Raw genomic sequence first — 25,208 nt, 5'->3', positions numbered from 1 at the left:
AATTGAAATATAAAAATATAATATTTAGATGCATTGGAATAAGTATGATAATAGTGGTTCTATTATCTGGTTGCAATAACAAACCTGAAGAAGTTGGAAAATCTAATATAACGGAGGATGAAAACTCCAATCTACATGACAATAATAATACTGATGATAACGACAACAATCTACAGAGAGAATCTATTAATCCTGAAGGTAAGGATGTAAAAATAAGTGCTAATAATAATACCAACTATAATCTTGTATGGCAAGACAAAAATGAAATTACACCAATTGACATACCTTACATAATGCCAGAAGTTAATTATAAGGTACCTAATTACACTATAAACTCTGATTTGTCTAATATCAAAAATATGGACAGTTTTTCTGGTTTTACTAATGAACAACTAAATAAAATCATTGATAATGGATTTGTAGTATTGCCTAGTAATAGCAATAATGCATTTATAAAAATGAATACTATATATGAAGTTAACGAGTACAAAGGCATCCCTAATTTTGTTACTGTTGATAATGTTATGCACGTGTATCATAACTTCTTCAATAGTTCTTTAAAAATTTTGGAAAGAAATAATTTGTATGACGAACTTATTAAACTAACTAACAGTATGTTGGAAAAAACTATTTACCTATATAATGATAATAGCTATGAACCAATTAAAGAAGATATAAAATTCAACGTAATCTTCTTTGCTGTTGCAAAAAAATTATTAACTAATGAATATGGAGAATTACCAGAAGAATTAAAAGTAATTGCAGATGAAGAAGTTACTAACATTCTGAATGCAGATGGATATAAAAAATCTTCTCTATTAGCTCCACAAGATATTGATTATAGTCAATATAAGGTAAGGGGTCACTATACTAATGATGATAATCTTGAATCATATTTTAGGGCAATGATGTGGTATGGACAAATTTCACTTCCACTTACTGAAGTAGTTAATGAGGAAGAAGTATTATGCGAAGATAAAACAGTAAAAGCATTAATCATGACATATACCGCTTTTATGCAAAACAATAATAATGACCTAAAATCATGGGATAAAATTTATATGCCAACTAATTTTTACGTTGGTCAATCAGATGATCTGAATTTATTTCAATACAAAGATTTGATTCTTAATGTTTTTGGAGAAAACGTAAATTTGAATGATTTTAGAAATGAGAAATACTATGATAAATTATTAGAAGAAGCTAAAAAAATGCCGGACCCTGGTATCAAAAATAAAATAACCTTACAGAATGTCCATGTGGGAAAACAATTTAGATTTATGGGCCAGAGATATACTTTTGATGGAGAAATACTCCAAGAATTAATGGAACCTTATAAAAGACCTGTACCCTCTGGACTAGATGTTGCAGCTGTATTAGGTAGCAGGCGTGCTAAAACATTATTAGATAAATATTATGAACCTCAAAAAAGTTGGCCTGAGTATGAAAATAAATTTATGGCAATGAAAGAAAAAATATCAAAAGTTGATGACAAAGACTGGAAATCAAATATGTATAACGGTTGGCTAGATACCATATCCTCAATACAAGAACCTTTTGAGGACGTAAATGGAGCTCCAATGTTCATGAAAAATAAAGCTTGGACAGATAAATCTATCAGCTCTGCTCTAGGAAGTTATGCAGAATTAAAACATGATACAATATTATATGTTAAACAACCAGTTGCTGAATGCGGAGGTGCTGATTATATATATCATCATTATGTAGAACCTAACGTCTTGGTTTATTCCAAATTATTATGGCTTACTGAGTATTCTTCAACTAATCTTAGAGAAAGAGGATTATTGTCACAGGAGTTTGAAAATATCTCAAATAAAATAATCGAATTATTAGAATTATTAAGAGATTGTTCAATAAAAGAGCTAAATAATGAAACTCTGACTGAAGATATAAAATGCAAATTAAATACTATAGGTGGAAAAATCGATTCTATAAACTATGCTATATTATCCCAAACTGGCGGTTATGAATTAAGTTGTTCTGCAATAATTGCCGATATAGCAACAGTTGAAAATAGCTGTCTTGAAATTGGTACTGAACTGCCAAATGAAATTTATGTAGTCATCAAAGATGGTGAAGAATTATACCTATCAAGAGGTGCCGTATATGGATATCATGAGTTTTTAAGCGATACCAGGCTTACAGATGATGAATGGCAGGAAAAACTAGGTGTAATAAAAGAACAATATGGAGAAGATCATATAGACTTCTATATGCTTAACACCGGTGAACCATCCCCTTCTCTACCAAAACAACCTGAGTGGGTTTATTCTTTCAAATCAAAAGAAGAAAATAATGTTGAGTGCAAACAACAAGAAGTAAATTGGGAATAAGGTGATATAATGTCTCATTGGATAATAGATAAACTACTATATATGACTATTACATCTTCAATATTGATAGTTACCATTATGATAATAAAAACACTATTAGGCAAGAAATTATCTGTAAGATGGAATTATTACGTTTGGCTATTAATAATTATACAATTGCTTATTCCCATGTCAATTAAAAGTGACTTAAGCATATATAATCTTTTTACCTATGATAATCATGATAGCAGTACCTATTTAAATAATGACTATAATAAACTAGTAGGTATTGATGAAACTAATAAGAATTCATTTGACTTGGATACTAAATCATATCAGCCGTCTAAACTAGAAAATGTACTCACACTTAGAAAGCTGATATATGTCATTTGGTTCATAGGATTTATAATTATAACTTTATACTACTTGATTTTCAACCTAAAACTAATACATAAATTCAAAAAATGTAAGTGTAATGATTTACAATTAGAATATTTATTCACTAGCTGTAAAACAGTTATAGCTCCTACACAAAATGTGAGATTGATAGTTTCAAATTTTATTAATGTTCCTTCGCTATATGGTATAATACGTCCAGTTATTATTATGCCAAAATCTATCTTGGCTAATAAAGAGAAAAAAGAAGTCAGACTTTTACTAATACATGAGTTGATGCATTTAAAATTAAGACATAATGTTATAAAAGGTATCTATCTGCTTTTAACAACCATATATTGGTTTAATCCATTAATATGGTTAGGACTAAAAAAGTTAGATGAAGATGGTGAATTATACTGTGATAATGAAGTTGTTAATTTTATTAGCTCTGCCGATAATATTGCTTATGGTAATCTAATAATAGACTTAGCATCATATGATCAAGATTTCAAATTACCAATTCAGGCAGTCAGCTTCATAAACAATAAAAAATACATCAAGAAAAGAGTATTGAATATAGCCTATAAAAAAAGCAAAAATCGTAAAACTAGAATTATTGGATGTTTAATAACTTTTATTATGGCATTCACTCTAATGACTTCTGCTAAAACAGATACCTCTTTATTAGCGGATAGAATAGAACAAGAAACAGGAACTATATTAAATACTGAAGCTAAAAAAATAATTAATATATTAGATAAAGCTGATATTGGTTATATATCCACCACCCATACTGATAATGAAATTCTTATAAAATATGATTGTAAAACAGATTCAATTAAACAACATACTAATTTATTTAGTATCAGAATTATGGACATTGATGGTGTTCCAAAAAAATGTGCTATTTACATAGAACAATTAGAAAATACTCCTTCAGCAAAAAAGTACTATATGCCATTATTTACAGATGTCCTGGACTCATTATTCAATAATGATAACATTACAAACTTTATAACTCAAAATTACAGCATTAAAAACTCGCAAAATACAGAAGAAACTATTATAGATAATTATAAGATTAATCATATCATGGATGGGAAGCACAAATTCTATATTAGCTGGAAATAACCAATTGTTAGAAATCACAACAAAAAAAGCTTATTTTAATATTAATTAATACTAAAATAAGCTTTTTGTAAAACAATGTAATAATATCACTTTCTATATTCAATTTTTTTATCTCGTATCATTAGATCCTCTACAGCTTTTTTAGTATCTTTACCTTTAAACAAAACCTCATTTACTTCTCTAATAATAGGCATTTCAACTTGATATTTTTTTGATAAATCAAAGGCTGCCTTTGCTGTATATACACCTTCAACTACCATCTTTACCTCATCAAGTGCTTCTTGTAAGCTATATCCTTTTCCGATTAAAATACCGGCTCTTCTATTACGACTATGCATACTTGTGCATGTTACAATTAAATCACCAATACCTGATAATCCACTAAAAGTTTGTTCATCAGCTCCCATAGCTACACCAAGTCTGCTTATTTCTGTTATACCTCTTGTCATGAGTGCAGCCTTAGTATTATCACCAAATCCAATTCCATCTGAGATACCAGCAGCTAGAGCAATAACATTTTTCAGAGCTCCTCCCATTTCTATACCCATTACATCAGAACTGGTATATACTCTAAAATCAGAGTTCATAAATATGTCTTGAACTTTTTTTGCTGTATCATGATTTTCTGAACCTGCAACACAAGTTGTAGGTATATTTCTTGATACTTCTTCGGCATGACTTGGTCCAGATAATACTGCCACAGAATTATCTGGCATCTCATCACTTATAACATGAGCTAATGTATAAAGTGAATCATCTTCTAATCCTTTCGCTACATTAACAATAATTTGTTCTGTAGTAACGTATTCTTTCATCATCTTTGCTGTATTCCTTACGAATTTTGATGGAACTGCCATAACAAGCATATCTTTGCCTAAGATAGCTTCCTTAAGATTATTGGTAATAATAATCTCAGTTGGAATATGTATTCCTGGAAGTTTTGACTTGTTTTCTCTAGTGTCATTTAATAAATTTACTTCATCTTCTATAATTGACCAAAGAGTAACCTCATGTCCATTATTACTTAGTAATATAGCTAAAGCAGTTCCCCAGCTTCCTGCACCTAAAACAGATACAGTGGCCATGTTAATCACCTCACATAAATTAAATAATTATTTCATTCACTTTTAGATAAATCTTTTTTATGTCCTAGCTTATTTTCTGTACCATTAAGTAATCTTTTTATATTTGCTCTATGATTATACAGTGCAAAACTCATCAGTATAGCGCCTAATATAATATATTGTGGTTTGTCAGTATAAAATATTGCCATTAGAATAGGAATAGAAATTGCCATTAATATTGATCCAAGCGAAACATATCTTGATATAAAAATTACTACTGCCATTAGTCCAATAACAATTAAACCTATCCTTATATCAACTGCAGCTAATAACCCTATAGTAGCTGCAATTCCTTTTCCACCTCTAAACCCTAAGAAAACAGGCCAATTATGACCAATAACAACACCCACACCTGCATAATATCCCATAAGGACATCATCAAAGATAAGGGAGCAAACCAATACTCCAATAACAGCTTTAATTACATCCATAAAGAATGTAATTATACCTGCTTTCCAGCCCATAACTCTAATAACATTAGTGGTTCCTGCATTACCGCTTCCATATTTCCTTATATCTAATCGTCCTTTGATACGACTAATAATATAAGCTGATTGAAAACATCCAATAAGATAACCAATTAATAAGCTAGCAATTATCTTCATCTATTTACCCTTTTCCTTTCTTTCTCTTATAATAAAATGAATAGGAGTCCCCCTAAAACCAAATGAATCTCTTACTCTATTCTCAATATATCGCTTATACGAAAAATGCATCAAACTCTTGTCATTCACAAATATAATAAAAGTAGGTGGTTTGATAGAAATTTGAGTCATATAATATAGTTTCAACCTTCTACCTTTATCTGAAGGAGGTTGATTCATTGCCGTTGCATCATATAAAACATCATTAAGAACACCAGTTGAAACTCTAAGAGCATGATTTTGAATTACAATATCAATATTCTCAAATAACTTGTTAATCCTTAACCCAGTCAAAGCAGAAATAAAAATTTTGGGAGCATAAGTCATATAACTAAGAGTCGTATCTACATTACTAAGGTACTTGTACATAGTTTTATCATCTTTTTCTATAGCATCCCATTTATTAACAGCGATAATAGCCCCTTTACCTCTTTCATGGGCTATTCCTGCAATCTTTGCATCTTGTTCTGTTATACCTTCAACAGCATCAATTAATAATACAACAATGTCTGATTTATCAATAGCTGTTACTGTTCTTATTATACTGTATCTCTCTAGTCCTTCTTTTTCTATTTTATTTTTTCTTCTAAGCCCTGCCGTATCAACAAAAATATATTCATTACCGTTATATTCAACGATTGTATCAACCGCATCTCTTGTTGTCCCTGCTATATCGCTTACTATAACACGTTCTTCTCCAAGAAGCTTATTAATTAATGAGGATTTTCCTACATTAGGCTTACCAATTACTGCTATTCTAGGTAAATCAAGATCTTTACTATCACCCTTATCCTCATCAAAATGAGATACAACTTCGTCCAACATATCACCTATACCTGTTGATTGGGCAGAAGATATAGCAAAAGGTTCACCTAATCCAAGATTATAAAATTCATATACATCATATTGTAATTTATCTCTATTATCAACTTTGTTAACACATAATACAACAGGTTTATGTGCACGTCTAAGCATATCTGCAACTTTATAATCTGCATCAGTAAGTCCTGATTTAACATCTACTACAAAAACAATAACATTAGCAGTATCAATAGCGATTTCAGCTTGGTTTCTCATGTAAGAAAGCATTTTATCATCTGTAGTGGGCTCAATACCTCCTGTATCTATTATAGTAAAATCATACTTCAACCATTCTACATCAGCATATATTCTGTCTCTTGTAACACCTGGTGTATCTTCTACAATAGAAATTTTAGCACCTGCTAGTTTGTTAAATAAAGTAGATTTTCCTACATTGGGTCTTCCTACTATGGCTACTACTTCTCTACTCATAAATAAGTACTCCTTATCCTAATATATTCCTAATAAATTCTTGTCCAGTTGATTTTACAACAGTAACTTTTACTTGTAAAGTATTTTCTATATCCGTTACCGTAATATCATCTAGTAAAGTTTCTTCTCCACTTCTAAGTAAATTACAAGGTAAAAGTAATTCATCACCTAATTCTTTATCTTTCAACTGCTCAATAATATCTTTCCCTGTAAGCAGTCCTGATACGGTTATATTATGCCCAAAGAAATTATTAATAATTGGATGAATATTTACTTTTATATTTGGGAATTTTTCTTCTAATTTATCTATCATATCCTTAATCATGTTACAAGCTAATGTCCCAGTAACTATAGATACATTTCTTACCAATTTTTCATCGGTATTTAATTCATTATAACACAACATAAACTCATCAAGCAATAACCTTGACATACCTACACCATTTTCAAATTGAAGATATCCATCATAATTATCTTCATTGGGAAATGGTTTTCCTGCTAGTAGATAAAATTCATCACCTGCATGAATGAAATGTGTACCTGTCTCCTCATAGATGATATCTTGCCATTTATGAATAATATCAAGGATTTCTACTGCATCTTCTTTAGTAAATAATTCAAGTTCAAAAAGACCTTCCCTATACCTAGACAGTCCTACTGGAACAACTGAAACACTTTGCATATGAGGAATGAATTTTCTTAAGCTGTCAATAGAATAATCTAGCTCTTTACCATCATTTATTCCCTTACACAGTACTATTTGCCCATTCATTGTGATACCAGCATCATAAAATTTCTTCATATAGCCAACTAATCTATCAGCAAAACGATTATTCAACATTTTCTTTCTAAGTTCCATGTTCATTGAATGTACTGAAATATTAATTGGAGACAAATGATACTTAATTAACCTGTCAACATCTTTATCCTTCATATTTGTTAGAGTTATATAATTGCCTTGTAAAAATGATAACCTAGAATCGTCGTCTTTAAAATAAAGTGTATCCCTCATGCCTTTTGGCAATTGGTCAATAAAACAAAATATGCATTTATTACTACAAGACTTATACTCATCCATTAAATCATTTTCAAAATCTATTCCTAATTCCTCATTATAGTCTTTCTCTATTTCAAGAAGCCATTCTTCACCATTATCTTTTAGAATTAAAACTTCTAGATACTCATCATCCACCAAAAAATGATAATCAAGAGCATCTTCAACAAATTGATCGTTAATAGAAATCAATTTATCTCCGGGCTGTATTCCAAGTTCATAAGCTATGCTATCATTTTTCACATGCATAACCTTATGAAATTTATCTTTCATTAAAAACATTCCTTTCAGTCATAACACTACTTCAGTTCCATTATCGCTGCTAAACTACCTCTCTTGCCATCAGTTCCTCTATGTGAGAACATCTCATCTTTATCGCAATTAGTACAGATATCTGTAATAGTGATATTTTCTTTATTAATTCCTACATCTAGTAATATTAACTTATTTGCTGCCCATAAGTCAATTAAATATTTTTTTTTTGTTTTTTCATGAATAATCTCATTTTGTTCTTCAATGTCAAATATTTTTTTGAACTCGTCAACTACTTCACTTCCTACTTCAAAACAACAAGGTCCAATAGATGGACCAATACAACAAAGTATATCTTTAACATTTGAACTGAATTCACTAACCATTTTTGTAACCGTTTTAGAAGCTATCTTTTGTACTGTGCCTCTCCATCCTGAATGTGATAATGCTATTACTTTTTTAACTGGATCCAAAAAATAAATAGGTACACAATCGGCATAGAAAGTTACTAGAGGAACCTTAGACTCGTTAGTTATTAATCCATCAACACCTTCAATATCACTCTCTCTAAAAATACCTTTGCCTTTATCCTTACTTGTTATAACTTTAATAACATCTCTATGAACTTGGTCAGAAAAAACCAAGTCTTTATAATCAATACCTACACTACTACACAATATCTCAAAGTTCTTTATAACGTTTTCGTCTAAGTCTCCTCTATTAAACCCAAGATTCATACTCTCATATATTCCTTTACTAACACCGCCTAATCTAGTACTAAAACAATGGTTAGTGATTCCTGCCCTTTCAAAAGCAGGAATTGTAAAATACTCTAAATCGTCTATTCGATTAATTTTTAAAACTTTTGATTTCAATATCACACAACCTTTCTTAATTACATTTAAATGCATCCTTGACTACCCTTATTCGCTTATCGATAATTTCTACTACATCAAACCTGATATCCACATTAAACAATCGTTTGGCTTTTGCATAATACATAGCTGTTTTAACTATCCGTTTCTGTTTATAATATCCTACAGCTTCTATAGGATATCCTGTATCAACATTTCTACGATACTTTACCTCAATGAATGTTAGATAATCTAAATCCATTCCAATTATATCTATTTCACCGAACCTGCATCTATAATTCCTATCAATAATCTTATACCCTTGTTTTTCTAAAAATTTTGCAGCTATTTCTTCGCCTCTACTGCCAACAGCTCTGTTATTATTGTTTCCCATAAAAACCACCTAACTACAAGAAAGGCGACTATTTCGCGTTATTCTCGCAACTTCTATTTCATCTGTTTAAAAAGTGGAAGTTTCATATAAGATTAAATAGATTTATAAATATCATCTAAATCACTTACAAACACTAAAATTTCCGCAACTATTTGATAGAGTTCAGGCGGTATCATATCTCCTATATCCAATTTAGTTAGACTTTCAACCAATTTCTCATCTTTATAAACAGGTAATTCTTGTTCATTCGCTCTTTCAAGAATTTTATCAGCTACTATTCCTTTACCCTTAGCAATAACTGTTGGGGCAGTTTCATTCATATCATATTTTATTGCAGCAACTTTTTTAATTCTTCTTTTATCCACTGTACCACCAACCTTAATTAATTCTATACTCTCATATCAAATGAATATCTTTTAACAGCGTTAGCATTATTTTTCCTTTTCATGAAATCTTCTACAAAATTAAAATCCTTTTTATTATTGATAACACTAAGTCCAGTCACGTTTATATCAAAGCTTCTAATTCTCTTATGCAAATTAATAATATGGTCATCAACAATTTTTTTCTTTTCTTCATCTTCCACATAGAATTTGCATTCAACATTATTCCCCTGTTTATTAATATAAACATCAATATGACCAAGATTAACATAATCAAGTCTAAGTAATGCTGATATAGAATTAGTATTATTTCTTTTTTTTAATTCTTTCTTATTTTCAAATATATATAATTCACTATTCAATAACTTGTTTCCAAATTTAAAAGGTAATTGAACGTAATTAAAATTATTATTAAGATTATTTATAAACTCTATATTATTCTTTATCTTAGTAGCGTCTTTTGTAATACCATTACCTTTACCTTCTGTTACCCCTTGAGTTAGCTTAATGATATTAAGAATTTTTTCATAGACATTGTTAAAATAATCATTTATCAATTTGGGATTCTGTAATGCTCCTCTATTAAGATAGATGTTTTTATCTACTGCAGTTTTTAATAATTTGTTAGTAATAACATTATTAAGATCAAATTTTTCTTTATCTTGAATTTCAAGAGAATATATTTCTTCCAGTAGTCTCTGTAATGGTAAATCTTTAGATAGATTTAATGTATTATTATCTTTTATCAAATATGTACTATTCAATTCTCTTTTTAGTTCTTGGATAGCTTCTTGTGGTAAAACATCCCCTAATTTAATAGTTACCCCACTCTTACCATTTTCTTCATTTATTTCATTATTAACTATTTCATTTCCTTTTGGTAAGTTAGAATTATCGCTCTCATCAATAACTCTATTACCTATTACACTATCTATTTCATTATTCATAAGAATATTTAATAATCTATACTTGGCATCTATATCTGTATTATCAACTATTTGATTAGTTAAACTAATTATCTCTTGCTTAATTGATTGATTATTATTTGTGTAATTAGCTAGCTGATTAATGTTCTCCTCAGTAACAGGTATGTTGTTTTTCACGAGTAAAATCAAATCATCAATACCAGTTCCCTTAAATTGCCTTGATAATGTTAGAATTTTATTTATAAACTCTTTATCTACCGGCATATTATTATTTAATAATTTGTCTACTATTTCAGCATTTTTCTCATTTATTGTAACTCCTGCTTCTTCTAATATCTGATATAATTTATTACTTTTAGGGCTATGGCCTTCATCTATTATAGGCTTTAGAAGAATTTGCTCTAGATTAGATTCCTTTACTTGAAACAAAACTTTCTGACCAATGTTAAATTCCATTTGATCAGTTAACTTAGCTGTAAGTTCAGCCCCATTGGCTAACTTTATTAATATATTCTTTTGTTTTATATCAAGTATTTCTCCTTTAAGTGTTTCACCTTTCTTAAAATCTTTAATATTAACTTTGGATATTTTAGGAATGTTTATCCTTTTATCGATTTGTTTATTATAATTAATCCGCAAGGTCACTCATCCTTTCACATAAAAGTGGTGGTTTGCAGCTTGATATTTATAATATAGACTTAATAAAAGATCTTCTATGTATTGGACATGGTCCATATTCTTTAAGTGCTTCTATATGTTCTTGTGTACCATATCCCTTGTTTTTAGCGAATTTATATTCAGGGAAAAGCTGATCATAATCTTTCATTAACCTATCTCTATATACTTTAGCAATTATACTTGCAGCTGCAATTGAAATACTTTTGGCATCACCTTTTATAATAGGTTCTTGAGGTATCTTAATCCTTGGAATTGTTACTGCATCCACTAATATCATATCTGGTTTTATTTCAAGGCTATCAATTGCTGATATCATAGATTCATAAGTTGCATTAAGAATATTAATATCATCAATAACATCTACATTAGTCATACCTACGCTAACTGCAATAGCCTTTTCCATTATAATATCATATAGTTCTTCTCTTTTTGCTCCACTCAATTTCTTAGAATCATTTACGTATAATATATTCACATCTTTAGGGAGAATTACAGCAGCACTAACAACTGGTCCAGATAGGGGTCCTCTACCAACTTCATCTATTCCGCATATGTATTTTTTGTCAGGATACTTATTTTCGTAAGCTCTCATTTGTATAATACGTTCAACTTCTTTTTCATAAGCTACAATCTTTTTTTCGTATTTATCTATTAATTTTTTTACGCCTGATCGTTCATCAGACTTTAATTCATTAAGTTTATCTTCTAAATTACATATGGGAAAGTTACTCAATATATCTTTTATATCGGAAATTGTCATATTTGTCATTATACTTTTATTCTCCTTTTCAACGAAACAAGCTATCATTCATAAAATCTAATTAAAATTATAACTCTGATTCTTAACTGTATTTAAAATTATTATATCTTATTCATAAATATCGTATTAACTATCTATATCTACATTTCATCATAATTCTATTATCAATATCCATTAATCAAACCGTTTTTTATTTCATCGATTCTACGTCTTTCCGGTTGGTGTTTAACTTTCTTCTTACAAATATTTAAAAACTTTATAATAAACATAATTTGTTTATTTTCCTCTTCTTTAGATATTTTACCTCTGCCTGTTCTATCACATAAAGATAATAATGCTATTTCAGTTACAGAAGTTTCATTAATCATTTTTCCGATTTGTGAAAAAGGTAGTTCTTTACAAACAAATAATGGCTGCATATGCCATCTTACTAATTTAACAACTTTGTTTACAAATAAATTATCCTCTAAAAATGTTAGTAAATAATTCCTAGCGATATCTTCTCCATGTTTATCATGGTCATATGAAGTTATGCGTCCTTTTATGATTTTTGTGGTAGTTATCTTACCAACATCATGTAAAAGGGCAGCCCACATAAACACTTTTTTATCTTCGCTTAATCCTTTTATCTTTGCTGCTCTATCAATTACTTCCATAGTATGATTATATACATTACCTTCTGGATGATACATAGGATTTTGCTCAATTTTTTTTAAATCTAATAAAATTTTCACAGGATAAGTATTATTATATTCTTTTTCATGCAATAACAGATTATTAAAATACTCTGATGGTCTTATATCATTTAATAAATGGAAATCAAATTCTTCAAATAGTTCAATAAGATTATTCATGTACTCAACTCCTAATAATATTTTTAATAATATTTTTACCTTATTTAAATATATTATTAAGTTAAATGGATATAAATAAATTACAACTACTAAATTTTAAAAACAGCTAGATTTTATAATCCAACTGTTTCTATAGTAATTTTACCAAGTATTCCATTTCTAAATTCATCCATTAAAATAATTGCTGCTTTATTTAAATCTAATACATTACCAGCTTTTATCAGATTTCTATTTTTTGCAATATTTTCTAATATTTCAATAGATTCTAAATTATTAGCATCAGTTAATTTATATCTAGTTACTAGCCTATCCAAATAATTCTCTTTCAGATAGTTAATTAAAATCAATGCCAATTCTTCAATATTTAATATATCATCTTTAATTGACCCTATTAAAGCCAAATTAATTCCAACTTGTTGGTCCTCAAATTTCGGCCATAGGATTCCCGGTGTATCAAGAAGTTCCATGTCCTTCTTTAATTTAATCCATTGCTTACCTTTTGTAACTCCCGGTTTATTTCCTGTTTTTGCACTTGCTTTTCCAACTAATTTATTAATAAAAGTAGACTTACCAACATTAGGTATACCTGCCACCATTGCTCTTATAGGTTTATTAATTAAACCTCTTTTTTTATTTCTCTCAATTTTTTCTTTACATAGCTCAGATGATTTATTAATTACTTGATTAATCCCTTTTCCATTTTTAGAGTTAACCAATACAACACTTAAACCCATATTTTCATACCACTTTATAGATTCTTCTGTTTTACTTCTATCCGCTAAATCTATTTTGTTAAACACAATAATTCTCGGTTTATTCCTTGCTATATTGTCCATATCGGGGTTTCTACTGCTTATTGGTACTCTTGCATCAATTAACTCAATTATGACGTCCACAAGCTTGATATTTTCTTGCATCATACGCTTAGCTTTGGTCATGTGTCCTGGGTACCATTGTATATTCATATCATTCTTTCCTTTCATTGTACATAATTCCATAAGAATTTCTTCTATCTAGTCACTATCTAGTCACTCCATTAGTATATGGAATATATCCATTAGGTAATTCATTATATATTATATATTTATTAAATGGATGCTTCCTATAGGAAAATAAGGAGCAACATTGCTCCTTATAAATTTTCTGTTTTGTAAGGCTTACTTAACAAATCCAAAATCTTTAAGTGGCCATATTCTAAGTCCAGCTTTCCCAATTATATCTTTCTTGCTAATCGTTCCAACATCAGTATAACGACTGTCTGAACTATTATTTCTATTATCACCCATTACAAAATATTCACCTTCTGGAACAGTAAATGGGAATTCTCTATTACCTAACTTACTATCATCAATAATATCAAAATCTTCGTCTAATTTTTCTTTATTAATATATACTTGTCCATTGATTATATTAACTTCATCATTAGGTAATCCAATAATTCTTTTAATATAATTTTGGGATGGATTCTTTTTATAAGGAAAAACTACAATATCATATTGTTTAGGATTTACAAATCTATAACTAATTTTGTCAATAATTACGTGATCGCCATTATGAAGTGTCGGTTCCATAGATTGTCCAATAACATTTGTCTTCTGAAATACAAATGTTGTTATAAGTAATACTGCAACTAATACAATTCCTATATCAAGTACCCAACTTAATATTTCTCTTCCCAAAGTTGTGTTCTTCATGCTTTACACCCTTCTTTCATAAGACTAAAAACATTGCATAAAGTTGTTTTATCATATGCATATAACGTACTAAAATAAACAAAAAGGGACTAATACATAGTACTAAGTCCCTCACTAGTCAAATTAATCATCATAACAGCTATCTGCAAACTATACCATGTAACTTTATAGTTAATTCTTAGTTAAACTGCATATTGAAATAATTTAATTATCTAATTAATTCTTTAACTTTAGCAGCTTTACCAATTCTGTCTCTTAAGTAGTTAAGTTTAGCTCTTCTAACTTTACCACGTCTTATGACATCAATATGGTCGATAATTGGTGAATGTAATGGCCAAGTTTTTTCAACACCTACACCATAAGAAATTCTTCTAGCTGTAAATGTTTCGCGATTGCCACCGTTTTGTCTTTTCATAACTACACCTTCAAACATCTGTAGTCTTTCACGGTTTCCTTCTTTAACTTTAGCATATACTCTTATAGTATCACCAACATTAAAATCTGTTAAAGTATTTTCTCTTAATTGATCTTGTTCAATTTTACGTATTATATCGTTCATGTGTTTCCTCCTAATATCTAGATGTTCTTAATACATTTTTCGTAACAGAGGACCATCCGTACTCACATTAAATTACTATATCATACTTCCTCATTATTTGCAATATCTATCTAAAATTTTATTATCCTTTTCTGATAGATTAGCTTTTTCTAATAAATCAGGCCTCTTCTTGTATGTTCTTATCAATGATTGTTCTCTTCTCCAATCATCAATATTTTTATGATGTCCGGATAATAATATATCAGGAACTTTTTTATCCATAAATAACGCAGGTCTTGTATATTGAGGATATTCTAATAAATTATCATCAAAGGATTCTGTTTCTGCAGATACTTCATTAGATAGAACATTAGGTATTAATCTTGATATGGCATCAACCATAACCATTACAGCTAGTTCACCACCAGTTAATATATAATCTCCTATGGATACTTCATCTGTAACTATCATATCAATAACTCTTTCGTCTATGCCTTCATAATGACCGCATAAAAATATTAATTCTTCTTCCTTAGATAATTCCATAGCCATCTCTTGATTAAATGTTTTTCCTTGAGGTGTTAAATATATAACCCTAGGTTTACTATTATATCCATCTACAATTCCCTTATAAGCCTCATATATAGGTTCTGGCTGCATTACCATACCAGCACCCCCACCATAAGGATAATCATCTACCTGCTTATGTTTATTATAAGCATAATCTCTAATATTGATAGTATCTATTTCAATCAAGTTTTTTTCCTGAGCTTTACCAATAATACTTGAATTAAGTCCTTGTTTAATCATGTCTGGAAACAATGTCATTATGTTAAACTTCACTCATCAATCAATCCTTCCAGTAATGAAACTATCATTGTTTTACTATTCATATCTATTTGTTTTATGCATTGCTTTAGCGCAGGTATTAAAATTTCTTTTTTGTCTTCAGTTTCAATTACATATACATCATTACTTCCAGTAAATATAATATCTTTTATAGTACCTAGGTATTTACAATCATCAGTACTCACTTTTATATCCATAAGGTCTTGTACATAATATTCGTCATCTTCTAAAGGTAATGCTAGTTCTCTAGGTATTTTAACCATTGATTGTTTCAACTTCTCTGCACTAGTCATGTCTTGTAATTCTTCAAATTTAATGATAATCATATTTTTAAAGTATTTTATATTTTTAATCGTATATTTTTCTAGACTTTTATTATTATCAATATACACATAATCCAGTAATTCAAATCTTTTAGGATCATCAGTTAAAGATAATACTTTAACTTCGCCCCTAATACCATGTGTATTAACTATTTTGCCAATATTGAAGTACTCCATACACTCACCTACAAATAATTTTTTAGATATATCTTGTTTATGATTTTCTTATAATATTATAAAAAGGCTAGGGAATCCCTAACCTTATTGTAGAATTTCTACAACAACTCTTTTCTCTTCTTTTGTTGCAGCAGCCTTGACTACAGTTCTTATAGCCTTAGCAATTCTACCTTGTTTTCCTATTACTTTTCCCATATCGTCAGGTGCAACTTTTAACTCTAATATAATTGAGCGTTCTCCCTCAATTTCATTTACTTTAACATCATCTGGATTATCAACTAATGCTTTAGCGATAACTTCCACTAATTCTTTCATGTTGTACACCTCCAACAATTACTTTACAACTCCAGCTTGCTTCAACAATCTTTTAACTGTATCAGAAGGCTGAGCTCCGTTACTTAACCATTTGTTAGCAACTTCTTCATTTATCTTTAAATCAGTAGGATTTTTTGTTGGATTATAGTAGCCAACTTGCTCTATAAACTTACCATCTCTTGGTGATCTAGAATCAGCAACTACAATTCTATAAAAAGGAGCTTTTTTTGCACCCATTCTCTTTAATCTCATTCTTACTGCCATTTGCGTTTCACCTCCCATATTATATTAAAATATCTATATTAGACTAATTAAAACATTTGATTACTTCTAACTAGCCCATAAAAGGAAATTTATTAAATAATCCTTTTTTACCTTTACCTTTCATCATACCACTAAACTGTTTCATCATCTTCTTGGATTGCTCAAATTGTTTGATGAATCTATTTACATCTTGGATATGATTACCTGAACCATTAGCAATTCTTCTTTTTCTTGAAGGATTAATCAAATCTGGATTAGACCTTTCTTCAAGCGTCATAGAATATATCATGGATTCCACTTTTGATAACTCTTTATCATCTATTTCAACATCTTTCATCTGTTTATTCATACCAGGAATCATCGACATAATATCGCCAATAGAACCTAGTTTTTTTACTTGCTGCATTTGCTCTAGAAAATCGTCAAAGGTAAATTCAGCTTTTCTAAATTTTCTTTCCATTTCAGCGGCTTTTTTAGCATCAATCGCTTCAGAAGCTTTTTCAATTAATGTTAAAACATCACCCATTCCAAGGATTCTTGATGCCATTCTTTCAGGATGGAAAACCTCAATATCAGTAAGTTTTTCTCCTATACATGCAAATTTTATAGGTTTATTAGTTACCGCTCTTACAGAAAGTGCAGAACCACCTCTTGTATCACCATCTAATTTAGTCAAGATGACACCGTCAATACCTATTTTTTCATTAAAATTTTCAGCTACATTAACTGCATCTTGTCCTGTCATAGCATCTACTACTAATAATATCTCTTGAGGATTTATGATCTCTTTTATTTCAATAAGTTCGCCCATCATACCTTCGTCTATATGGAGTCTACCAGCTGTATCGATTATAACTACATTATTGCCATTTTTTTCTGCAAACTCAATTGCTGCTTTTGCAATATTAACTGGTTTATTCTTATCACCCATTGTAAATACTGGTACATCTATCTGCCCACCAACAACCTGTAACTGTTTAATTGCCGCTGGTCTATATACATCACAAGCAACTAATAGCGGCTTCTTACCACTTTTTTGAAGACTACCTGCCAATTTAGCAGTAGTAGTTGTCTTACCTGCACCTTGTAGACCAACCATCATATATACTGTTGGAGGTTCTTTTGAAAAAGTTAAATCAGATTTTTCTTCACCCATCAATTTAACTAATTCTTCATTAACAATCTTAATTACTTGTTGACCTGGTGTTAAGCTTTCCATAACCTCATAACCAACAGCTCTTTCTTTTATATCTTTAACAAATTTTTTAACTACTTTGAAGTTAACATCTGCTTCGAGTAATGCTAGTTTAACTTCTCTTAACGCTAGTTTTACATCTTGTTCACTAAGTTTTCCTTTTTTCTTAAGGGTAGAAAATATATTTTGGAACTTATCCGTCAAACTTTCAAATGCCATACACTAACCTCCCACTCGATTAATACTTCTATAAATTTTCTAATATTCTATTGCAAGTTTCCTGTATATCAGCTATTCTATCAGCCACTATTTCTTGGCTTTTCTTATCTTCTTTAAAACTATCAAAAATTTCACTTGCATAATTACAAATCTTTTCTACATTCTGCTTATTTATTAGAAATTTATCAACCAATTGTAACTTGCTCTCATAATTTTCAAGTTGTTTTTCACATCTTTTTAATGTGTCATGAACACCTTGCCTACTAATCTTCAACTGTTCCGCTATTTCTCCTAGAGAAAAATCATTCAAATGATATAATTCATATATTTCTTTTTGGTGTTTTGTTAATAATTCACCGTAGAAATCGTATAGTAATGTTTTCTTAAAAATATTACTCAAAATTAAATCACCACCTGTAAAGGTTATTTACTTTACAGGTGGTATTATATGATACTTTATTATGTTTGTCAAGTCTTTTTACTTGATATGCTTAAACTTTCTTGATTATATATATTGAACTTAAACATCTATACACCTAATTTCAATAAGTTCAAATATATTTTCAGCTATATTTAAAATCTATCCTTCAAATAAAGCTCTAACAAATTCTTCTGAATTGAATTGCTGCATATCATCAATTCCTTCACCTACACCTATATATTTAACTGGAATATTAAGTTCTGTTTGAATTGCAACAGCAATACCACCTTTTGCTGTTCCATCAAGCTTGGTCAGAACAATTCCTGTAATATCTGCAATATCTTTGAATTGTTTAGCTTGTTGTAGTGCATTTTGTCCTGTAGTACTATCAAGAACTAGTAGAACTTCTTTATGCGCTTCTGGATATTCTCTATTAATGATTTTGAAAATTTTTCTTAATTCTTCCATTAAATTTTTCTTATTATGAAGTCTCCCTGCTGTATCACATATTAATATATCTGTATTCCTTGCTTTAGCTGCTTGAACCGCATCAAATACAACTGCTCCTGGATCAGAGTTTTCTTGTTGAGAAATAAGTTCTACCCCTGCTCTATTAGACCATTCATTTAATTGATCTATGGCAGCCGCTCTAAAAGTATCAGCCGCAGCAAGTATCACTTTTTTCCCATCCTGTTTGTATTGATGAGCCAATTTACCAATGGTAGTCGTCTTACCTACGCCATTTACACCAATTACAAGAACAACCGATTTCTTCTCTGTAAATTCATAGAGATTATCTTCATTTTTCATAAGTTCTTTTAATTCTTCCATTAGTAATTCTCTGACACCAGTTGTATCTTTCACTTTATTTTCTTTCACTCTCACTCTTAGGTCTTCAATAATAGTCATAGCAGTATTAACGCCTAAGTCAGCAACTATCAACGCCTCTTCTAATTCTTCATAAAAATCTTCATCTATCTTAGTAAATGAGCTAAGTACCTGATCCACTCCACCAAGAATATTATTTCTTGTCTTAGTAAGACCTTTCACTAATTTCCCAAAAAATCCTGCTTTTTTCTTACCTTCTTCTTGTTCTTGTGAAATCTGGGTTTCTTCTTCCACCTCATCATTATCTTCAACAACTTCATCTTCACTTGCTATATCAACATTTTCATTACTATTATTTTCTTCATTAATTACATCTTCTTCTATTTCTTGTTGTGCTTCAATATCAACCACTTCTTGTTCATTCTCTGTAATATTTTCTGTTTGCTCTTCTTTTGTTTTATTTTTCTTCCAGCTAAATAAGCCCATAGTTTTATTTCCTCCTATCCATATGTCAAACTTTAGTTCACATACGTATGTCTGTATTTATCCTGTTAATTCACTTTCGATTAATTTCACAGAAACTCTTGTAGATATACCTTTTTCCTGCATGGTAATACCATATAGTGCATCTGCAGCTTCCATTGTTCCTCTTCTATGAGTAATAATTATAAATTGAGTATTATTTGATAATTTTTTTAAATATTTAGCAAATCTTTCCACATTAGCATCATCAAGTGCTGCCTCTATCTCATCAAGAACACAGAATGGAGATGGTTTTAACTTTTGTATTGCAAATAATAAGGCTATTGCAGTAAAAGCTCTCTCTCCACCAGATAATAGCATCATACTCTGTAATTTCTTACCAGGTGGCTGTGCAATAATGTTGATTCCTGATTCCAATACATTATCTTCATCCACTAAAAAAAGCAACCCTTTACCACCACCAAATAATTCTTTGAAAACTAGATCAAATTGAATCTGTATTTCTTTAAATTTATTTCTAAATTGCTTAATCATTTCTTTATCAAGTTCATTAATGATTCTAATTAATTTTTGTTCAGCTACTATCAAATCTTCTCTTTGTTCAGATAAAAAATCAAATCTTGTTATAACTTCTTTGTATTCTTCAATAGCATTAACGTTAACATCACCTAATACTTTTATTGCTTCTTTTAATTCTTTAACCTTAATTTTAAGTTGAGAGATAGTACCTAACTCATCTTTATATTCAATTACCATATTAAAAGTTAATTCATATTCATTCCACATATAATTAGTGATATTTTCTTTTTGCAATTCATATTTCATTCTAACATTTTGAAGTCTCATAAGTTCTTTTTCTAGCAAATTAGATTTTTCACTTAGGTTTTCTCTTTCTTCAAATAGAGCATTTTGTTTTATTGAAATCTCTTCTTTGTTCTTATTCAATATTTCTAATTCAGCGTGCATCAACCCAATACTATTAAGGATCACTTTTACATCTTTTTGATATTTGTTGATTAGACTGATCTTTAGTCCAATATTGCTATTATTACTTTGTAACTCTTCTACTAATTTTTCTTTTTGCTTATTTATTACTTGTATCTCATTATTTAATCTCAGGGTATTTTCCTTAGAACTATTTAATTTTTGTTTTATAGATGTTATTTTAATTTTTAAGTTAGTAATTTCTTCTGTTAAAGTATTTCTAATTACCTTCTTTTTTTGTATTATTTCCGTAAGTTTTAATACTTTATCTTCTGCCTCTGTATTTTCACTTTCAGTTCCATAAAGTTCTGCATTATACTGATCTGTAGTAGCTTTCAACTCAGTATTTTGAGTATCCAATTCATTTAATTCTACTTGGCTGTCGTCTATTTCTTGTTGTTTCTGTTTTATATCTTTAATAATCTGATTCATATTGATTTGCAATGAATTCATTTTAATATTAAGATTATGTTCTTTTGATATTAATTCTTTTGATTTATTTGATAGATCATTTCTTTCTGCTATTATTTTTGCTTTTTCTTCATTAGCTATATTAATTTCTTTTGTAATTTCCTTTATCTTGATTTTATATTCATCCAATTCTCTTTTTCTAGAAAGAAAATTATTTGCTTTGTTTTTATAGCTTCCTCCTGTTAAAGAACCTCCTGGATTCAATACTTCACCAGATAAAGTAACAATTTTCAACTTATAATTGAATTTCCTTGCAAGTATTACAGCATTGTCGATGTCATCAACTATAACAACTCTACCAAGCAGATACTTAATTATGTTATTATACATATTATCATATTTAACTAAATCCTTTCCATATCCTATAAATCCTTTTTCATTACTAATAGGATTATGGTTTTGATTTGTTCGAATACTAGTTAAAGGTAAAAAAGTAGCTCTACCGAATTTGTTGGTTTTCAAGTAGTTAATCATCTTCTTTGCAGTTTCTTCATCCTTAGTGATAATATTCTGTACACCACCACCAAGAGCTGTTTCTATTGCAATTTCATATTTTTTATCCACCTTTATGATATCTGCAACAACACCTAATACAGAATTAATATTATTTTTTGTTTTTAATTCCATAACTTTTCTTATGCTATAATTATAACCCTCATAATGTTCAGTTATGTCATTCAAAGCATTATATTTAGATTTATATTGATTTATTTGTTGATTATGTATATTTAAATTTTCTTCTATCTTATGTTTTGATTCATTAGTTTCTTTTATTTTATCTGTAGTAATGATTGTTTCTTTTTTTGTTTGTTGTAGATTTTCTTCCGTAAAAATAATTTTTTCTTCTAATTGTTCTCTATTATTGTTGAATATAATCGATTCATTATGTGTTTTATCAATTTTATCAATTAAAAAATTCCTTCTGCTTTCAATGTTTTCAAGCATAGTACTATATCTTTGAATTTTACTTTTTACTACTGTTATTTCGTTGAGTCTTTCAATAATATTGGTTTTGATTTCTTCAATAGTTGTTTCAGCACTATTTATTTCATCAGAAACTACTGTAAAACGGTCTTCTTTTTCCTTAAGTTCTAATGCTAGTGACTCTATATTTGATTTCAAATCAATAATTTGTTCTTCAATATCTTTTACATCGGCAAAATTAATCTCATGCTTAGAATCTAATTCATTTATATTTTCATCTATCCGTTCATTAGCGACTTTAATAGAACTAATACGTTCATTATTAATATTAATATTGTTTTCTATTCTTTCTTTCTCAAGATTGTTAGTTGAGATTTCATCTTTTTTATTATCTATTTTAATACCTATATTCTCTGTTTCCATATTCAAGTCGTTATATTTTAATTTTATTTCTTCATACTTGTTATTTACTAAAACAATTTCTTCATTGGTATCTTTTTCTTTAACACTAATATCATTAACATTTTTATCAAGTTTTTCATATTCAGTTATGAAAATGTTTACCTCATACTTTTTCAATTCTTCTTTTAATGAAAGATAATTTTTTGCGACTTCTGCTTGTCCTTCTAAGTTACCTTTTTGTCCCTCTAATTCTTTAATTATGTCATTTATCCTAAGAAGATTTTGTTTTTCCTGTTCTAATTTCTTATAAGCTTCTGATTTCCTTCTTTTAAACTTAACGATACCAGCCGCTTCATCAAATAGGTCTCTTCTATCTTCTGGTTTAGTACTTAGAATTTTATCAATCTGACCCTGTCCAATTATTGAATATCCTTCTTTACCTACCCCTGTATCTAAAAACAGTTCGTGAATATCCTTTAGTCTACATGCAGTTTTATTAATATAGAACTCACTTTCTCCCGAACGATAAACACGTCTTGATATAGTTACCTCAAGATAATCTATAGCCATTCTTTTATCATGGTTATCAATAGTAATATCCACTTGTGAGTAACCCACAGGACGTCTATTTTCTGTACCCGCAAAAATAACATCTTCCATCTTGGAACCCCTAAGCTGTTTAGCACTCTGAGCCCCTAGAACCCAACGTACTGCATCAGCAATATTACTTTTGCCACTACCATTAGGACCAACAATTCCAGTTATTCCTTCATTAAATTCAAAATTAATCTTATTAGCAAAGGATTTGAATCCTTGTAATTCAATATTTTTTAAGTACATACTATCTCCTTACCTCGTGCAAAATAATTATAGACTTATGCACTAAAGATTTATTGGATAAGATAAATTTCCTTAATCTTCCTTATGTTTAACTATCATTAAATGTAAAATGATTGGCAATGAACAATGGACAATTATTAATTCAAATTTATTGTTTTTGATAGTTGTCAATTGTACACTGTCAATTGAATATAACTAGATATTCTTAATTGCATCATACGCCCCATCTTGTTCAGCAGATTTTTTACTTCTACCTCTTCCATAACCTATTACTTTCCCGTCATGTCTTACCTCTACCACAAACAATTTGTTGTGATCTGGTCCTTTTTCCTTGACAATTATGTATTCTATTGGTTCTTCACTAGTCTTTTGTATAATTTCTTGTAAGTGAGTTTTACTATCAATAAATAATTTCCTTTTTTCAACATCTTTTAGTAATGTACTTATAATAAATTGTCTTGCAGCTTCTAAACCACCATCTAAATAAATAGATCCAATTAACGCTTCTACAGCATCTGATAAAACTGAAGCTCTAAATCTACCACCTGAATTCTCTTCGCCTTTTCCAAGTCTAATGAATTCCCCTAAATTTATCTCATTAGAAAAATTAGCTAATGTTGGTTCACATACAATACTTGCTCGAAACTTAGTCAATTCTCCTTCAAGCATATCTGTATAATTCCTAAACAAAAAATCACTAGTTACGATTTCAAGAACTGCATCACCTAAAAATTCTAGTCTTTCATTGTTTTCAAACTTAGACATCTTATGTTCATTAGCATATGAACTATGTGTTAATGCTTGAGATAATAACTTGACATTTTTAAACTTATAATTAATGACTTTTTGAAATTCGTTTAAATTTTTGTATTTATTTCTCAATATGTTCTCCTCCTTCGTTAAGGTTTACTAAATAAAGTGCTAGTGCCTTTATTATTCTAAAAAGCAAAGCCCTTAAATGTAAGGGCTTCCATTAGTCGTTATTGATTCTTGAATTAATAGCTTCAATTGCATCATTTACTGTTACAATTTTTTCTGCCTGATCATTATCAATTTCAATATCAAATTCTTCTTCAAGAGCCATAATTATTTGAACTAAGTCTAAAGAATCAACGTTCAAATCATCTACAAATTTTGTATCTTTTTTAATTTGTGCTTCGTCCACACTTGTAAATTCAGATATAATTGAAACCAATTTTTCAAATTCCATTTTAAATGCCCCC

The 25,208-nt window shown here is 29.2% G+C and carries 25 protein-coding genes; 2 read left to right on the top strand and 23 right to left on the bottom strand.

Annotated features, from left to right (window positions below):
• Positions 1-2: 2 nt before the first annotated feature.
• Positions 3-2,354: a DUF3160 domain-containing protein gene (locus ACX6CF_RS06705; protein WP_458784535.1), complete on the top strand. Its 2,352-nt coding sequence runs from the start codon at positions 3-5 to the stop codon at positions 2,352-2,354.
• 9 nt (positions 2,355-2,363) lie between these two features.
• The gene (locus ACX6CF_RS06700) at positions 2,364-3,842 is read left to right on the top strand and encodes a M56 family metallopeptidase (protein WP_458784534.1); all 1,479 of its coding nucleotides are present in this window, start codon (positions 2,364-2,366) and stop codon (positions 3,840-3,842) included.
• An 86-nt stretch (positions 3,843-3,928) separates the two neighbouring features.
• Here the strand turns inward: ACX6CF_RS06700 and ACX6CF_RS06695 are convergent, their stop codons facing one another.
• From ACX6CF_RS06695 to acpP, 23 genes are all read right to left on the bottom strand, one after another.
• Positions 3,929-4,927, bottom strand: coding sequence for an NAD(P)H-dependent glycerol-3-phosphate dehydrogenase (locus tag ACX6CF_RS06695; RefSeq protein ID WP_458784533.1), 999 nt, complete (start codon positions 4,925-4,927; stop codon positions 3,929-3,931).
• Positions 4,928-4,959: 32 nt separating this feature from the next.
• Entirely contained in the window at positions 4,960-5,571 is a 612-nt protein-coding gene (plsY, locus tag ACX6CF_RS06690) for a glycerol-3-phosphate 1-O-acyltransferase PlsY (RefSeq protein ID WP_458784532.1), read from the bottom strand.
• Complete coding sequence (gene der / locus ACX6CF_RS06685) at positions 5,572-6,903, bottom strand: ribosome biogenesis GTPase Der (protein WP_458784531.1); 1,332 nt, start codon at positions 6,901-6,903, stop codon at positions 5,572-5,574.
• A gap of 13 nt (positions 6,904-6,916) precedes the next feature.
• A complete protein-coding gene (locus ACX6CF_RS06680) occupies positions 6,917-8,230 on the bottom strand; it encodes a DUF512 domain-containing protein (RefSeq protein ID WP_458784530.1) in 1,314 nt (437 codons plus the stop codon).
• Between the two features lie 26 nt (positions 8,231-8,256).
• Entirely contained in the window at positions 8,257-9,084 is an 828-nt protein-coding gene (pgeF, locus tag ACX6CF_RS06675; RefSeq protein ID WP_458784529.1) for a peptidoglycan editing factor PgeF, read from the bottom strand.
• A gap of 16 nt (positions 9,085-9,100) precedes the next feature.
• Positions 9,101-9,457, bottom strand: a complete 357-nt coding sequence (locus tag ACX6CF_RS06670; RefSeq protein ID WP_458784528.1) for a YraN family protein — start codon at positions 9,455-9,457, stop codon at positions 9,101-9,103.
• Positions 9,458-9,549: 92 nt separating this feature from the next.
• Entirely contained in the window at positions 9,550-9,822 is a 273-nt protein-coding gene (locus ACX6CF_RS06665) for an EscU/YscU/HrcU family type III secretion system export apparatus switch protein (RefSeq protein WP_458784527.1), read from the bottom strand.
• Between the two features lie 23 nt (positions 9,823-9,845).
• A complete protein-coding gene (gene fliK, locus ACX6CF_RS06660; protein ID WP_458784526.1) occupies positions 9,846-11,405 on the bottom strand; it encodes a flagellar hook-length control protein FliK in 1,560 nt (519 codons plus the stop codon).
• A gap of 46 nt (positions 11,406-11,451) precedes the next feature.
• Entirely contained in the window at positions 11,452-12,213 is a 762-nt protein-coding gene (locus tag ACX6CF_RS06655) for a ribonuclease HII (RefSeq protein ID WP_458784525.1), read from the bottom strand.
• Between the two features lie 155 nt (positions 12,214-12,368).
• Positions 12,369-13,058, bottom strand: a complete 690-nt coding sequence (locus ACX6CF_RS06650) for an HD domain-containing protein (protein WP_458784524.1) — start codon at positions 13,056-13,058, stop codon at positions 12,369-12,371.
• A gap of 113 nt (positions 13,059-13,171) precedes the next feature.
• Entirely contained in the window at positions 13,172-14,023 is an 852-nt protein-coding gene (gene ylqF, locus ACX6CF_RS06645) for a ribosome biogenesis GTPase YlqF (protein ID WP_458784618.1), read from the bottom strand.
• 192 nt (positions 14,024-14,215) lie between these two features.
• Positions 14,216-14,752 (bottom strand): signal peptidase I, encoded by a 537-nt coding sequence (gene lepB, locus ACX6CF_RS06640; RefSeq protein ID WP_458784523.1) that lies wholly within the window; start codon positions 14,750-14,752, stop codon positions 14,216-14,218.
• Positions 14,753-14,960: 208 nt separating this feature from the next.
• Positions 14,961-15,311, bottom strand: a complete 351-nt coding sequence (rplS, locus tag ACX6CF_RS06635; protein ID WP_458784522.1) for a 50S ribosomal protein L19 — start codon at positions 15,309-15,311, stop codon at positions 14,961-14,963.
• A 93-nt stretch (positions 15,312-15,404) separates the two neighbouring features.
• Positions 15,405-16,133 (bottom strand): tRNA (guanosine(37)-N1)-methyltransferase TrmD, encoded by a 729-nt coding sequence (gene trmD / locus ACX6CF_RS06630; RefSeq protein ID WP_458784521.1) that lies wholly within the window; start codon positions 16,131-16,133, stop codon positions 15,405-15,407.
• Positions 16,130-16,639 (bottom strand): ribosome maturation factor RimM, encoded by a 510-nt coding sequence (rimM, locus tag ACX6CF_RS06625; protein WP_458784520.1) that lies wholly within the window; start codon positions 16,637-16,639, stop codon positions 16,130-16,132. Before rimM ends, trmD begins: the two co-directional genes overlap by 4 nt.
• A gap of 84 nt (positions 16,640-16,723) precedes the next feature.
• Positions 16,724-16,954, bottom strand: a complete 231-nt coding sequence (locus tag ACX6CF_RS06620) for a KH domain-containing protein (RefSeq protein ID WP_113674772.1) — start codon at positions 16,952-16,954, stop codon at positions 16,724-16,726.
• An 18-nt stretch (positions 16,955-16,972) separates the two neighbouring features.
• The gene (rpsP, locus tag ACX6CF_RS06615; RefSeq protein WP_458784519.1) at positions 16,973-17,218 is read right to left on the bottom strand and encodes a 30S ribosomal protein S16; all 246 of its coding nucleotides are present in this window, start codon (positions 17,216-17,218) and stop codon (positions 16,973-16,975) included.
• A gap of 70 nt (positions 17,219-17,288) precedes the next feature.
• Positions 17,289-18,632, bottom strand: a complete 1,344-nt coding sequence (ffh, locus tag ACX6CF_RS06610) for a signal recognition particle protein (protein WP_458784518.1) — start codon at positions 18,630-18,632, stop codon at positions 17,289-17,291.
• A 28-nt stretch (positions 18,633-18,660) separates the two neighbouring features.
• Entirely contained in the window at positions 18,661-19,032 is a 372-nt protein-coding gene (gene ylxM, locus ACX6CF_RS06605) for a YlxM family DNA-binding protein (RefSeq protein WP_458784517.1), read from the bottom strand.
• A gap of 180 nt (positions 19,033-19,212) precedes the next feature.
• Positions 19,213-20,367: a signal recognition particle-docking protein FtsY gene (gene ftsY / locus ACX6CF_RS06600; RefSeq protein WP_458784516.1), complete on the bottom strand. Its 1,155-nt coding sequence runs from the start codon at positions 20,365-20,367 to the stop codon at positions 19,213-19,215.
• A gap of 57 nt (positions 20,368-20,424) precedes the next feature.
• Positions 20,425-23,985, bottom strand: coding sequence for a chromosome segregation protein SMC (gene smc, locus ACX6CF_RS06595; protein WP_458784515.1), 3,561 nt, complete (start codon positions 23,983-23,985; stop codon positions 20,425-20,427).
• Positions 23,986-24,180: 195 nt separating this feature from the next.
• Positions 24,181-24,867, bottom strand: a complete 687-nt coding sequence (gene rnc / locus ACX6CF_RS06590; protein ID WP_458784514.1) for a ribonuclease III — start codon at positions 24,865-24,867, stop codon at positions 24,181-24,183.
• 91 nt (positions 24,868-24,958) lie between these two features.
• Positions 24,959-25,195: an acyl carrier protein gene (gene acpP, locus ACX6CF_RS06585; RefSeq protein ID WP_458784513.1), complete on the bottom strand. Its 237-nt coding sequence runs from the start codon at positions 25,193-25,195 to the stop codon at positions 24,959-24,961.
• Positions 25,196-25,208 lie beyond the last annotated feature (13 nt).

This window comes from Vallitalea sediminicola (assembly GCF_054408565.1).
The sequence above is the reverse complement of the archived record's forward strand: the minus strand, read 5'-3'. Positions and strand labels throughout refer to the sequence as shown.